Annotated in this window: 11 protein-coding genes; 9 read left to right on the top strand and 2 right to left on the bottom strand. The window is 67.5% G+C overall.

Going from position 1 to position 14696, the window contains the following annotated elements; genetic code table 11:
* A partial coding sequence (locus LAO51_17050; protein ID MBZ5640452.1) for a tetratricopeptide repeat protein occupies window positions 1–3393 on the bottom strand: 3393 nt, incomplete at its 3' end.
* A 301-nt stretch (window positions 3394–3694) separates the two neighbouring features.
* Between LAO51_17050 and LAO51_17045 the strand changes: the two genes are divergently transcribed.
* The 3 genes from LAO51_17045 to LAO51_17035 all read left to right on the top strand — a co-directional run bounded on the left by LAO51_17045 (window position 3695) and on the right by LAO51_17035 (window position 8416).
* On the top strand, window positions 3695–4270 hold the full coding sequence (locus tag LAO51_17045) for a hypothetical protein (GenBank protein ID MBZ5640451.1): 576 nt from the start codon (window positions 3695–3697) through the stop codon (window positions 4268–4270).
* On the top strand, window positions 4267–5817 hold the full coding sequence (locus LAO51_17040; GenBank protein ID MBZ5640450.1) for a hypothetical protein: 1551 nt from the start codon (window positions 4267–4269) through the stop codon (window positions 5815–5817). Before LAO51_17045 ends, LAO51_17040 begins: the two co-directional genes overlap by 4 nt.
* A 178-nt stretch (window positions 5818–5995) precedes the next feature.
* Window positions 5996–8416, top strand: a complete 2421-nt coding sequence (locus LAO51_17035; GenBank protein MBZ5640449.1) for a phosphoketolase family protein — start codon at window positions 5996–5998, stop codon at window positions 8414–8416.
* 10 nt (window positions 8417–8426) lie between these two features.
* On the opposite strand, the gene LAO51_17030 is transcribed toward LAO51_17035, so the two are convergent.
* Window positions 8427–9647, bottom strand: coding sequence for an alkaline phosphatase (locus LAO51_17030; GenBank protein MBZ5640448.1), 1221 nt, complete (start codon window positions 9645–9647; stop codon window positions 8427–8429).
* Between the two features lie 326 nt (window positions 9648–9973).
* Here LAO51_17030 and LAO51_17025 point away from each other — a divergent pair, with 326 nt between their 5' ends.
* From LAO51_17025 to LAO51_17000, 6 genes are all read left to right on the top strand, one after another.
* Window positions 9974–10786: a response regulator gene (locus LAO51_17025; GenBank protein MBZ5640447.1), complete on the top strand. Its 813-nt coding sequence runs from the start codon at window positions 9974–9976 to the stop codon at window positions 10784–10786.
* Window positions 10787–10792: 6 nt separating this feature from the next.
* Complete coding sequence (locus LAO51_17020; GenBank protein MBZ5640446.1) at window positions 10793–11974, top strand: hybrid sensor histidine kinase/response regulator; 1182 nt, start codon at window positions 10793–10795, stop codon at window positions 11972–11974.
* Window positions 11971–12393, top strand: coding sequence for a response regulator (locus tag LAO51_17015; protein MBZ5640445.1), 423 nt, complete (start codon window positions 11971–11973; stop codon window positions 12391–12393). Before LAO51_17020 ends, LAO51_17015 begins: the two co-directional genes overlap by 4 nt.
* Before the next feature lie 64 nt (window positions 12394–12457).
* Window positions 12458–13510, top strand: coding sequence for a 4Fe-4S dicluster domain-containing protein (locus LAO51_17010; protein MBZ5640444.1), 1053 nt, complete (start codon window positions 12458–12460; stop codon window positions 13508–13510).
* Complete coding sequence (locus LAO51_17005; protein MBZ5640443.1) at window positions 13479–14345, top strand: FAD/NAD(P)-binding protein; 867 nt, start codon at window positions 13479–13481, stop codon at window positions 14343–14345. Before LAO51_17010 ends, LAO51_17005 begins: the two co-directional genes overlap by 32 nt.
* Before the next feature lie 14 nt (window positions 14346–14359).
* A partial coding sequence (locus LAO51_17000) for an NADH:ubiquinone oxidoreductase (protein ID MBZ5640442.1) occupies window positions 14360–14696 on the top strand: 337 nt, incomplete at its 3' end.

Here is a 14696-nt window from a genome sequence, read left to right as displayed (position 1 = left end):
GCTCAAGTCCAGCGCGCGCTCGAGCTCGTTTCGCGCTCCGGCGACGTCCTTGGCTGCGGCCAGGGCTTCTCCGAGCCGGACCGAGCACATCGCGCAAAGATACCTGAGACCCAGCGCATCGGCCTCCCTAGCCGACTCCCTGAGACCGCTGACCTCCCCCGCCGCGTGCCCGTCCCGGATGGCGACCTTCGCCAGAGCCAGCCTGGCCGCGAGCGCCTGCTCGCGGTCGCCGGCCCGCGTCGCGGCCTCCAGGGCTCTTTCATAGAGGGGCCGCGCCGCTCCCGGGTCCCCGCGGAACCCGAGGCGATCCCCCTGGAACCGCAGCGTCTGCGAAACGAGGGTGTCGTTCTTCATCTCGCGCGCGAGGGCGAGGGCGTCGTCGAGGCTCTTGCCGGCCTCGTCGATGCGCCCCGCCTCGGCCAAAGCGTTGCCGTAGCCCCCCAGGATCTCGGCGGTCCAGAAGCTGCGCTCGCCGAGTTCCCTGAAGGTCTTGAGCGCCTCCTCCTTGGACTTCAGTGCGGCGCCGAGCCGCCCCTGGAAGCCGAAGATCGTGCCGAGGCTGTACGACTCGATGGCGGCGCCGCGCTTGTCGCCGATCGTGCGGCGGAGATCGAGGGCCCTGAGGTACTGCGACAGCGCCTGGCCGAACCGGCCCATCTTTGCGTCGGTTTCCGCCAGGTTGTGAACCGTCTCCACGATGTCGCCGGGATCCTTGGCCTTCTCGCGGAGCTGCAGGGCCTGCTGGAAGTAGGTCAGCGCGTCGTCGTACTTCCCCTGCGAGAAGTAGACGCTCCCGATGTTGTTCAGGCAGAGCGCCTGGGTGCTCTCGTCCCCCACCTCGCGCTGAATCTGGAGCGACTCCTTGTACATCTTGAGCGCCTGGTCGTGCTGGCCCTTGTCGTCGTAGAAGCTCCCGAGGTCGATGAGCGTCCCGCCGACGCCCTTCTTGTCGCCGATCTCCCGGCGGATCTTGAGCGCCTCGTCGAAGCTCGCCTGCGCGGCGTCGCGGTGCCCCAGGGACGCCTGGATGTGGGCGATCTCGTTGAGGCTGGCCGCGATCCCCCGCTTCTGGTTGATCCTCCGCTTGATGGCCAGGGAATCCTCGTAGTTCCGCAGCGCTTCCTCCGGCCGGTTCATCACCCGGTACGCGACCCCGGTGGCCTGCAGGATCGCGGCCTTCTCCTCCGGGTTGTCGAGCTGGGTGGCCAGGGCGAGGGCGCGGCTCAGGGCGTCGAGGCCTCCCTGCGGGTTCCCCCTCCGGATGTCCACCCGGCCGCTCGCCAGGAGCGCGTCCACGTACTTCGGCTCGCGCTCGAGAACCCGGGCGAGGTGGTCGTGGGCCTTCCCGTAGTCGCCGGTGGCCTCGTAGAGCGAGGCGAGATCGAACTGGACGTCGGAATCGTCCGGGGAGACCTTCGCGAGGTTCTCGTAGGACTCGATCGCTTTCGCGGTATCGTTCACGATCCGGGCGTGGTTCGCCGCGATCAGGTATTTCTCCTGCGGCGGCAGCGACTCGCTGAGGGCGACGGCTTTGCGCGATGCCTTTTCCGCCTCGTCGTCGTATCCGAGGCTCGAGTAGGTCTGTCCCAGCCTCGAGAGCGCCAGCGCGAATCCCGGGTCCTCCCGGATCGCGGCTCCGAAGCTCTTCAGGGCGTCCTGGTGGTTCCCCTGCCGCGCGAGCGCGATCCCGTCGTTGAAGCGCCTCAGCGCCTGAAAGGAGGTCGACGACGGCTTCAACGACTGCCGCTTCAGCTCGTCCACGAGCGCGGGGGAGAGCGCGAGGCCGCCCCGGATCGCCTGCGCCAGCCGGTCCACCGCTCCCAGGAGGTCCTTCTCGCTCGGGGCCTCCGCCTTCAGCGCCGAGGTCCTGCCGCTCTTGAGGTCCCTCAGCACTGCGTCGATGCGGACCTGGCCGCCGAGCCGCGCGAACTGGCCGGAGACTAGGGTCGTAGCGCTCGTGAACTCCGCCACGCGGCGCAACGTCGGGTCGTCGAATTCGGACGCCGAATCGAGGTGGAGGTCCGCGAGGACCTGGTGGAGACGGTCCGGCGGAACCGTGCGGACGTGGGACGATTGGCCGACGTCCGTGCTGAGCATCTCGGCGAGGCTCGGCCCGAGCCAGGCGAGCTGCGGGTCGCCGGAGGCGTTACGGAAGGGCAGGATCGCCAGCGCCACGAGGGGCGTGGTGGAGGCCTGCTCGCCGGGAGGCGGCGGCAACCCGGACGGACGACGGCTCAGCCAGAGGAACCCGCCGCCGACCGCCGCGACCAAGACGACCGCGGCCGCGGCCCCGATCATCCTTTTCCTGACGAGACGTCTCCAGGCGACCGCGGTCCTCTGGCGGTCGAGGTCGCGGATGACCTCGGCCATGCTCTGGTAGCGCGCCGCCGTGTCCCGCTCGAGCGCTCTCGCCACCACCTCCGCGAGCCAGCCGGGGATCTCCTTCCGGGTCACCCGAACCGAAGGGGCATCGTGCTGGGTCCTCTTCATCAGGACCGAGAGCGGGTTGTCGGCCTCGAAGGGGAGCTTCCCGGTGAGCATCTCGTACAGGATCAGCCCGAACGAGTAGATGTCGCTCCTCTGGTCCGGCGTCTCCCCGCGAGCCTGCTCCGGGGACATGTAGGCGAGGGTGCCGACGAGGGAGCCGGTCTCCGTCATGGTCCCGCCATGGTCGAGGGAGCGGGAGATCCCGAAGTCCGCGATGTACGCGTTTCCGCCGTTGTCGATCAGGACGTTCTGCGGCTTGAGATCGCGGTGGACGACCCCCGCTTCGTGCGCCGCGAGGAGCGCCTCGGCGATTTGCCGGATCAGCGGGACGGCCTTCTCCGGGGAGAGAGGTCCCTCGCGCCGGATGTAAGCCTCGAGATCGGTCCCCTCCACGTAGGCCATCGAGATGAAGCGGAGGTCTCCGATCTCCCCGAGATCGTGGATGCGCACGACGTTCTTGTGGGTGATCTTGCTCGCCAGCAGGATCTCGCGCTTGAACCGCTCCAGGACCGACGGCCTCGCCGCCAGCGCCGGCCGGATCACCTTGAGGGCGACGGTCCGCTGGAGGCCAAGGTCCTGCGCCTTGTAGACGGCGCCCATTCCCCCCTCGCCGAGGACGGAGAGGATCGCGTACCGGTTCCCGAGGCGGGAGCCGGGGCGGAGCGCCTCGTACGACGGGGCGGCACCGCCCGCGAGGGCCGAGGAGGTGCCGTTCCCGCCATCGGGGGCTCCGGCGGTTCCACCCACCATCGTCGGGATTTCCGCGGGATCCTCGATGAGGGTGGGCGATTCCGACGGGTCCGGCGCGACGGGGGTGGGCTCCGAGGCGTCGAAGAGGGAGGCGCCACACCCGGCGCAGAAGCGCGAGTCCTTTTCGGTGGGTCGCCCGCAACGGGGACAGATCATCCCGAGCCCTCGCCGGGGTATCGGACGTGACGCACAGGTACGGGATAAGTTTAATCCTCTATTGCGGCTGCGGTCCAGCCCCCGCCAGCGGGGCGAGTTCCAATGGCCTGCCGGCCCGTCGCCCGCGAGAGAGGCGCCACAGCTAAGTTGCTGTGTCATCACCCCCTGCGACCTCGAACCTCGTCGAGCTCGGCCTCTTACGAATCGGAACTATTAAACCTTGACGCGGTCTCTTGGCAGGCGTATTGAGAAGCTAGAGAGCGTTTTCGCTCTTCTCGCCGTTGCCTTGGGGAGGTCGATAATGATGCGAATCGTGGCTATTTTCGCGGGCAGGACCGCGCCGTGGGTGCTGCTCGTCGTGGCCTTGACTCTGGGATTGACACAGACGCGACCGGCGCTCGCGACGGAGGCCCTGGGCGACCTCGACCTTCGGGTCCGGCTACTCGACGTCACGTCGACGGGATCCGGCCACTTCGGCGACACGAGGGGATTCGCCCGGATCGAGGTGGTCGCTCTCGCCGCCGTACCCGTCGCGGACCTTCGCGTCCGCATCCTTCGTCCGGACGGAACGCCATGGATGGAGGCCTCACGCCCGTTCCACCCGGGTCAACCCGCATGGTCGCGCGTGAGCGGGGGCGAACCACTCGAGCCCGACAGCGGCTCGCTGTCCCTTCCCGCCCGAGAATCGGCCCGGGCGATTCTGAGGGTGCCTCTCGAAGGGGCTGCCGTTCACGAGGTCATCGTGGAGATCCTCGGGGACGGTCCGCATGGCGTGGTTCGAACCGAGAACATGATCCGGGCAGCGCTCGGCGTCCCGCTGCCCCTCCCCGACGACGACGGTAACGTCGCGACCTACAGGTTGGGGGTGCGGCCATGAGACGCGCAACCTCCGCGATCCTTCAATTCGCCGTGCCCGCACTTCTTCTCGTCCTCACAGCCGTCCCGGCCCAGGCGAACTGGGTCGCGTCGGGGACCTTCCTGTACCAGGACCGGGAGCTGGACTCGACCGGCTTCACCGGCGTGATCTCCCAGAAACCGGTTCGCTTCGCCGATGTCGATATCTACGACCCGGGAAGACACGCCGGAACCATCGCGAACGGCAAGACCGACGCGAACGGCGCGTTCAGCATCACGGTCACGGATTCCGCGGTGCGGACGATCCGGGTCCGCGTCTTCTCGAAGACGAACAACACGTCCGACCTCTTCGTCAGGGTCACCAATCAGTCCAGTTCGGTGTACGCCGGGGTCTCCGGGGACGTGATCAACCACAATCCCAACACCAACGTCAATTTCGGCACGATGGTCGCGACCGTCGGAGGCGGCGGCGAGGTCTTCAACATATTCGACCAGGCCGTCTATGGCGCGGACTTCGTCAAGGTCATCAAGGGAACGCGCCCGTCCCAGCTCGTCACGCTGAAGTGGGCCATCAACGGCGGCGTCGGCGTCTCGTCCACCTCGGGGAGCACGATCACGCTCCGCGACACGGCGGGCTACGACGACATGCCGATCCTGCACGAGTGGGGCCACTACGTCATGAACAACTACTCGAAGCAGACCAGCCCCGGAGGGACGCACTACCTCTCCGACTGCAACGAGGACCTGCGCCTGTCATTCGACGAGGGCCGGGCTTCCTCGTTCGGGCTGTCGGTTCGCCGCTACTACGGGATGCCCCTGGCCAACGTGTACGTCAAGACGGACGGCGGCTCCGGGCCGGGACACGCGGTCAACTGGTACGACCTGGAGGACGCGACGCAGTATCCCTGCACGGGGGACACCAGTGAGGTCTCGATCTCGAGGACGATCTGGGACATCTGCGACAGCGCTTCCACCACCGACATGACCCCCGGCGTCGAGGATTCCCAGGACCGGCTGGCGCTCGCCGACTCGGAGGTTTGGCAGGTGTACACCGGCCCGATCAAGAGCGCGACCTACGTCACCGACGAGAGCTTCTGGGACGGCTGGTTCGACCCGACGGTGGCGAACGGCTACTTCTCGGAGATGAAGGACGACTTCGGGCTCTACCAGATCGAGTTCTGGCAGGACGCCTACGAGCCCAACAACACGGTCGCCCTGGCCACGCCCATCAACGCCAACGACACTCCCCTGCACCTGACCTACTTCTACGACCCGGACGGGAACGGCAAGGGGGAGGCCGACATCGACATCTTCAAGCTGACGGCAACCAGCGGCAAGGTCTACACGATCGAGACGCTGAACCTCCTGTCCGACGCCAACACCTACCTCGAGCTTCTCGACACCAACGGGACCACGGTGCTCGCGTCGAATGACAACAGGTCCTCCAGCGACCCGTCGTCGATCATCGTGTGGACGGCCCCGAGGAGCGCGGTCTTCTACGTTCGCTCGAAGCATGCCACCGATATCGGGAAGTACGGCTCGTACGACCTGCGCGTGACGGCCCCCTAGCAATCCACCGTGCTTCGATCGAAGCGCGCCGGCCCGCCCTTCGTGGCGGGCCGGCGCATTTTCGGGGGTATCCCTCGCCGCCGTCCCCGTCCCCGAACCCGCGGCTCAGGCCAGCGTGTACTTGCGCGACGCGTCCGGTTAGGATGTGGCGCGGCGAATGGAAGCCGCGGAGGCCTTCATGAAGAGAATTCGGGGAAAGGGGCAACGGGGATCGGAAAAGGCGGCGCGGGGCGGGGCCGGAAAGCTCGACCGCGAAACGCTTCGCAGGATGGACGCGTACTGGCGCGCCGCGAATTACCTGTCGGTGGGCCAGATCTACCTCTATGGCAACCCGCTCCTGAAACAGCCGCTCACGCTTCGACACATCAAGCCCCGCCTCCTCGGCCACTGGGGCACCACCCCGGGGCTCAACTTCATCTACGTGCACCTCAACCGGATCATTCGTGAGCGGGACCTGAGCGTGATCTACGTTACGGGACCCGGCCACGGCGGTCCCGGGATCGTGGCCAACGCGTACCTCGAAGGAACGTACAGCGAGGTCTACCCGAACGTCTCCCGGGACGAGGAGGGAATGAAGCGGCTGTTCAAGCAGTTCTCCTTCCCCGGCGGCATCCCCAGCCACGTCGCCCCCGAGACGCCGGGCTCGATCCACGAGGGCGGGGAGCTGGGGTATGCGCTCTCCCATGCGTTCGGGGCGGCGTTCGACAACCCCGACCTCATCGTCGCCTGCGTGGTGGGGGACGGAGAGGCCGAGACCGGGCCGCTCGCCACGAGCTGGCACTCGAACAAGTTCCTGAACCCGATACGCGATGGCGCGGTGCTGCCGATCCTCCACCTGAACGGCGCGAAGATCGCCGGCCTCACCGTCCTGTCGCGCATCCCGCACGACGAGATCGAGGAGCTCTTCCGCGGTTACGGCTACGCGCCGTTTTTCGTGGAGGGGGACGAACCCGAGGAGATGCACCGGAAGATGGCGTCGACGCTCGACGCGGTGATGGACGAGATCCGGGGGATCCAGCGCGAGGCCCGGACGCGCGGCCTCGGGAAGCGCCCCTGCTGGCCGATGATCGTCCTCCGCACGCCGAAGGGGTGGACCGGGCCCAAGGTGGTGGACGGCAAGAGGATCGAGGGAACGTTCCGTTCCCACCAGGTGCCCCTCGGCGAGCTGGCCACGAAGCCGGCGCACGTGAAGATGCTCGAGCGGTGGATGAAGAGCTACCGGCCCCAGGAGCTGTTCGGTCCCGACGGAGCGCTCCTCCCGGAAATCGCCGAGCTTGCACCCAAGGGCGAGCGCCGCATGAGCGCGAGCCCGCACGCCAACGGCGGGCTCCTCCTCCAGGACCTGAGGCTCCCGGATTTCCGGGACTACGCCGTCCCGGTCTCGAAGCCGGGCCGGGTCGATGCGGAGGCCACACGGGTCCAGGGCCGGCTGCTGCGGGACGTGATGAAGCTCAACGCGGACCGCCGGAACTTCAGGCTCTTCGGCCCCGACGAGACCGCCTCCAACCGCTGGGGGGACGTGTTCGAGGTGACCGACCGGTGTTTCGTCGGCGAGATCGTCCCGGACGACGAGCACGTGGCGCCCGACGGCCGCGTCATGGAGATGCTCAGCGAGCACCAGTGCCAGGGTTGGCTCGAGGGGTATCTCCTCACCGGCCGGCACGGCTTCTTCAACTGCTACGAGGCGTTCATCCACATCGTGGACTCGATGTTCAACCAACACGCCAAGTGGCTCAAGGTGACTCGTCATATCCCGTGGCGGCGTCCGATCGCCTCGCTCAACTACCTGCTGAGCTCCCACGTCTGGCGGCAGGACCACAACGGCTTCAGCCACCAGGACCCCGGCTTCATCGATCACGTGGTGAACAAGAAGGCGGAGATCATCCGGGTCTACCTGCCCCCCGACGCCAACACGCTCCTGTCCGTCACCGATCATTGCCTGAGGAGCCGCAATTACGTGAACGTGCTCGTCGCCGGCAAGCAGTCGGCGCCGCAATGGCTCGACATGGAATCCGCCGTCAAGCACTGCACCGCCGGCATCGGGATCTGGGAGTGGGCGAGCAACGACCGCGGCGGGGATCCCGACGTGGTCATGGCCTGCTGCGGCGACACCCCCACGCTGGAAACGCTCGCGGCGGTGGACATCCTCCGGGCGAACTTCCCGGACCTCAAGGTCCGCGTGATCAACGTCGTGGACCTGATGAAGCTGCAGCCGCCTAGCGAGCATCCCCACGGCCTTGCGGACCGTGAGTTCGACGAGCTGTTCACCCCGGACAAGCCCGTGGTCTTCGCGTTCCACGGCTACCCTTGGCTGATCCACCGCCTCACCTACCGCAGGACCAACCACCGGAACCTCCACGTCCGGGGGTACAAAGAGGAGGGGAGCACGACCACGCCGTTCGACATGGCCGTGATGAACGACATCGACCGATTCCACCTGGCCTGCGACGTCATCGACCGGGTGCCCAGGCTGGGCGTGACCGCGGCTTACGTCCGGCAGTCGATCCGCGACTCGCTCATCGACCACAAGCGGTACATCTCCGAGCGCGGCGAGGACATGCCGATGGTCCGCGACTGGAAGTGGGGCGGCACCAAGTGAACGGGACGCCTCACTCCGGCGGACCGAGCCAACAGACGGGCCTCGACATCGCGTCGCGGGCCGCCCCGTAGACTTCGGTGTTGTCGATGGGTCGGGCGAGCCGCCAGGCCCCCGGGCCCTGGCTCCAAACCGGGACGTCGGTTCCCGTGTGTCCGCCGGTTGCCCAGATGCTCTCGACAGGCTGGCCCGGCCCCGGCAGGAACCCGTAGGGGCCGTCGAAGCCGTACCCGCCGGTCTCGTGGTCGGGTGCGACGATGACGAGCGTCTCGCCACCCCGCCGGGCGTCGGCGGCGAGCCAATCGAGGACCATCCCGACCGTCTCGTCGAATGCCAGGAGCTCCGCGAGCTGCCACGCTTCGTCGTTGGCATGGTTCGCGAAATCGATCTGGGAGCCTTCGACCAGGAGGAAGAAGCCTCCGGGCGCGCGCTCGAGGGTTGCGAGAGCGGCCGCCGCCATCTCCTTGAGCCGCGGTTCCGTCGAGCCCGCCGGCCTCTGGTTTTCGGGAGTCATCGCGCCGGGAGCGAACAGGCCCAGGATCCTCGAGGCTCCGGACGTCACGGCTACCGACAGCTCCGCGCTCGTGGTCACGAAGCGGTAGCCGGCGGCGACGGCTTTCGCGACGTAGTCGCCGCCGGTGCCGCAGGCGTCCGGCCAGGAGGGCCGGAACGTCGTGGTGCCGCCACCGAGGATCACGTCCGGCCGGGTCTTTTCGACGTACTGCCGGGCGATCTCGGTCTCGCAATCACGCCAGCGCACGTGCGCCCCGAACGCCGCTGGGGTGGCATGGGTGATCGTCGAGGTCGCCACGAGGCCGGTCCGCTTCCCACGGTCGCGCGCGAACTCCAGAAGCGAAAGAGGAGTTGAGCCGTCGTGGCGCACGCAGAGCACGCCGTTGTCGAACTTCTCGCCGCAGGCCCAGGCCGAGGCGGCGGCCGCGGAGTCCGTCACGGCGCTGTTGGCCGACCAGTTCCTCTCGTAGCCGACGAACTGGAGCTTCTCCAGGTTCAGCGGATCGCCGCCCGGTCCGTTCTTGAAGATCCGCGCCGCCGTCACGTCGGCGAGGCCCATGCCGTCCGGGACCATGAAGATCACGTTCCGCGCGGACGTCGGGCGGCAATCCGGCGGTTCGTAGAGGAAGGCCGATGGCGATGCCGCGGGCTCGCGAGCCCAGACGGTCCCAGCAGCTACCGCGATCCACGCCACCGCCTCGATCGTTCCTCGTCGTCGCATGAGTCCCCCCGCTTTCGCCGGAACGGTCCTCGACGCAACGGAAATCTACTGCTAACAGGATTCCGGTGCTTCGTTTTCCACGATCACGGAATAGCGGACATACACACTGTATGAGTACGCAGTACATAACACGCCTCCCGGGCATCGCGGCCTTGCTGCGACTCTCGCCCGAGGGAGGCAGAAACCTGTATCGAATCAATATTCATCCAAAGGATCCGACTGGCTCTGCGATCTCGATTCTCCTCGCGTTCACAGCGTATTTCCTCCGCTGGAATCCCGGCACGCCGTGTGCTTGGAGAATACGGGTGGTAATCCGGAGGATGAGCATGGCGGAGCACGCCCGGGTCCTTCTTGTCGCGAAGCCCGATGGCACCTGGAGGGACGTGGTGGCCGACTTGTGCGGAGAGGGCTTCGCATTCGAAGTCGTCGACCCGGCCGCCGCGCCGGCGGACGTCGCGGCGCGGGCGGGAGAAAGCGTCGTTCTCGTCGACCTTTCGCCGGACCTCGTGCGAGGGATGGAGATGGTCGCAGCGTGCCGGCGGAGCGCTCCCGCCGCTCCGGTCGTCGCGGTGGCCGAAAATCCGTCGGTCGAGCTCGCGAAGAGCATCCGCGAGTCCGGAGTCTTCTATCTGGCGCTCCACCCGGTGGCCGCGGACGAGATACGGACGATCCTCGGGGACGCGCTGCGCTCCATGGGCCGGAACAAGCCCAGCTCCAGCACGTTCAAGACCCGGAAGAGGGTGCTGATCGTCGACGACGACGCGGACTACTGCGCTTCGGTCACCGCGCTCCTCGAGCGCGAGGGGTACCTGGTGCACTGCGCGGCCAGCGCCAGGGAGGGTCTCGCCCATCTCTCGACCGACCGGCCGGATCTCATCGTTCTCGACGTCATGATGGAGGACGCGTTCGCGGGCTACGGCCTGAACCAGGCGGTGAAGTTCGGCGACAAGCGGGAGGTGGCCGGACACGTGCCCGTCCTCATGGTCTCCTCCATCGAGCAGCCGCCCGAGGCGATCTTCCCGGCCGCCGCGGAAGCCGCCATGATCACCCCCGACGACTACCTCACCAAGCCGCTGGACATCCCGGTGTTCCTCGATCACGTCCGCCGGCTCCTCGCCCTGCCCGGCAGGATCGGCTAGACGACGATGGCCACCGAGGTGCAGGAAAAGCCACGCGCCAAGGCCCAGGATCGCGTCATCGTGATCGACGACGACGAGATCATGCTCCTGTCGTGCAGCGAGATCCTGACCCGCGCCGGTTTCGAGGTCGAGACGTTCGCCGGCGGCGAGGAAGGCATCGGGAGGATAGAGGAGGCCCCGGCCGCCCTCCTGTTCGTCGACCTCAAGATGCCGAGGATCGACGGCATGGAGGTCATCCGGCGCGTCCGCCAGATCGACCCGTCGATGGTGATCGTGGTGATCACCGGCTATGCGACCATCGCTACCGCGGTGGAGGCGATGAAGGCGGGGGCCTACGACTTCCTGCCGAAGCCGTTCACCCTCGACGAGTTCTCGGTGATCCTGAACCGAGGCGTCGAGCGTTGGCGCCTGGCGCGCGAGTCGGAGCGGCTGCGTCTCGAGAAGGAGGACGCGCAGCGCAAGTTCGTGACCTTCGTCTCCCACCAGCTCAAGACCCCGGTCGTGGCGGTCAAGCAGTACCTCGACGTCCTGCTCTACACGTCGCGCGACGAGCTGACCGAGAGGGCCCAGGAGTGGCTGCGGCGATCCCAGCTCCGCCTCGGCGAGATGCTGGCCATCATCCAGGACTGGCTCGACCTCAGCAAGCTCGAGCACGGACAGCTCGTGAGAGGCGACGCCTCGGCGGACCTCCGCGACGTGGTGCAGGGGGTGGTGCAGGGACAGGCCGTCGCGGCGGAGAAGGCCGGCGTCGCCGTCGAGGTGGTCGGTCCTCCGCAGCTTCCCGCGGTTTGCGGGGATTCCGGCAGCCTGAGCATGCTCGTGGCCAACCTGGTCGGCAACGCGGTCAAGTACAACCGCGTCGGCGGGAAGGTGGCCATCCGGATGTCCGCCGTCGACGACGCGGTCGTCGTCGAGGTCGAGGACACCGGGATCGGCATCCCGACCGCGAGCCTGGACCAGCTGTTCCAGGAGTTCTACCGCGTGAAAGCCGCGTCCACGGCCGGCATCCCCGGCACCGGCCTGGGGCTGGCCATCTGCAAGAAGATCGTTTCGGAGCTGGGTGGCGACATCACCGTGCGCAGCCGGGAGGGGGTCGGCACGACCTTCACCCTCCGCCTTCCCGTCCACGCCGCCGCCGACCCATCAGAGGTGCGCCGTCGGGCGGTCGAGCCGAGTGAGGAGCGATGAGCGAAAAGAAAAGGGTGCTGATCGTCGATGACGACCCGGATTACGTCGCGGCCATCTCGGCGCTGCTCGAGGGGTCCGGCTACGAGGTGAGCCGGGCCGGGAGCGGCAAGGACGGCCTCGACCTCGCGAAGACCGTTCGGCCGGACCTCATCCTCCTCGACGTGATGATGACCGAGCGCACGGAGGGGTTCTTCACTCTCCAGGCCATGCGGAGCGTCCCGGCCCTGGCGGACGTTCCGATCGTGATCGCGTCGTCGGTGTACACGGAGTATCCCCACTTTAGGGTGAATCCCAAGGCCGGCTGGCTCCCGGCCGATCAGTTCCTCGCCAAGCCCATCGACCCCGAGACGCTGCTGTCGGAGGTCGAGCGCCTGATCTCGGCGCGCCGCGTCGCAGCCTCCGTGGACAAGACGGCTTGACGGCAACCTCCGGTCCCGTCGCGCGGGGTTCCTGCCCGGCCGGCCAGCTCAGTGGGAGTCGAGCATGAAGATCCTGAAGATCGCCAAGCACGAGATGGACCTCTTCACCGCCGTGCTCCCGACGTTCGGCGACGTCTACGCGCCGGTCCGCCGGGGAGACGGGTTCGCCTTCGAGCGCCCGGGGCTCTGGTCGGACGTGGTGCTCTCCTACCCGCGGACGATCCTCCCGCCGAAGAAGTTCCTGCTCCCGCCCCGAGAGCGCCTGCTCGTGTTCGACGAGCGGGACGGCTACCGGGACCTGCTGGAGGAGGCGAAGCGGCCCACCGTGGTGCTCGGCGTCCACCCCTACGACGTCTACGGCCTGAACATCCTGGACCGCGTGTTCGCCGGCGGAAAGTACTCGGACCCGTACTACGTCGCGCGGAGGAAGGCCACCGCCATCATCGGCGTGGACTTCGAGCCGGACGACAAGCACTTCGCGCGCTCGATGAACGCCGACTTCGTGGACACCGGCTTCGACCTGTACCTGAGCGACATCGGCGACGAGTACCTGGTGCTGGTCGGGTCGAGCCGCGGCGACGACATGACGATCGAGAGCGGTTGCCTGCTGCGGGAGCCGACCGCCGCGGATTTCGGAGAGTACAAGCGGCGATCCGGGCTGCGGAACGCGTCGTACCGAACGCGCGTGGAGCTCGGGGACCTGCCCGAGATCCTGGAGATCGAGTACGGGAGCGGGGTCTGGGACGAGCTGGGCCGGAAGTGCCTCTCCTGCGGCTCGTGCAGCATGGTCTGCCCCACCTGCTACTGCTTCGACGTCAACGACGAGGTGGACCTCGGCAGCCGCGGCGGACGGCGAAACCGCGCCTGGGACTCCTGCCTCTTCGAGAGCCACGCGCTGGTCGCCGGCGGGGAGAACTTCAGGGAGCACCGCTCGTCGCGAATCAAGTTCCGGTACTACCACAAGCAGCGCGGGTTCGTGGCCGAGTACGGCCGGCCCAGCTGCGTCGGGTGCGGCCGCTGCATCGCGGGCTGCCCGGCCAAGATCGACATCGTCAGCGTCATCGAGAAGCTGCGAGGTGAGAAAGATGGAAGCGGTCGAGCAGAAGCCTCTGCCTAGGGAGAGCGCGAACCCGTACAAGCCGGAGCTGGCCCGGATCGTCCGCATCCACAGGATGGTGAAGGACAACCACCTGTTCCAGATGCGGTTCGTCGACGAAGGGGTGGCCGAGGCGTGGCACCACCGTCCCGGGCAGTTCGTGCAGCTGAGCGTGATCGGCACCGGAGAGGCCCCGATCTCCATCTCGTCCTCCCCGACGCGGGGCGGGATCATCGAGCTCTGCGTGCGGAAGGCGGGCCGGGTCACCGGCGCGCTCTACCGCCTGCCCACCAACGCGCTGGTCGGCATCAGGGGCCCTTACGGGAACGGCTTCCCCGTGGAGGAGATGGAGGGGAACGACCTCCTGATCGTGGCCGGCGGATTGGGCATGGCGCCGCTGCGATCGCTCCTGTGGTACGCCCTGGACCACCGCGAGAGGTTCGGCAGGGTCACGCTCATGTACGGGGCCCGAAGCCCCGACGACATGCTCTATCGCGAGGAGCTGGTCTCCCTCGCCGACGTCGAGGACGTCAAGGTGCTGCTGACGGTGGACCGGGACACCACGGGCACCTGGAAGCAGCACGTCGGGCTGCTCCCGACCCTCTTCGAGAAGGTCGAGCTCGACCCCGCGCGGACGTATGCCGCGGTGGTGGGACCGCCCATCGTCTACAAGTTCGTCCTGAAGGAGCTGCTCCGCCAGAACTTCTCCAAGTCGCGCATCCTGATGAGCCTCGAGCGGAGGATGAAGTGCGGCGTCGGGAAGTGCGGCCACTGCAGCGTCGGCTACAAGTACACCTGCATCCACGGCCCGGTGTTCACCTACTGGGACGCCATCAACCTCCCCGAAATCGTATGACGCACGAGGCAACCATGAAGCCCCGAGTCGGGATCTTCGGAATGAGCGGCTGCTGGGGTGAGCAGATCGTCATCCTCAACTGCGAGGACCAGCTGCTGCAGATGATCGGAGCGTTGGAGATCGTGGACTTCCTCGCCGGCTCGTCCGCGAACGACGAGGAGTCGCCCCTCGACCTGGCCCTGGTGGAGGGCTCCGTCGGCAGCGAGAGGGAGGAGAAGGCCGTCCGGCGCATCCGGGAGCGGTCGAAGCTGCTCGTCGCGTGCGGAAGCTGCGCCTGCTTCGGCGGGATCGCCGGCATGGACGCCCGGATGTCGAGAACGGCGCTGGTGAAGGCGGTTTACGGCGACGAAG

This window comes from Terriglobia bacterium, assembly GCA_020073205.1.
Classification (GTDB): Bacteria; Acidobacteriota; Polarisedimenticolia; order Polarisedimenticolales; family JAIQFR01; genus JAIQFR01.
Note: the sequence above shows the minus strand (reverse complement) of the source record. Positions and strands in the feature narration are given on the sequence as shown.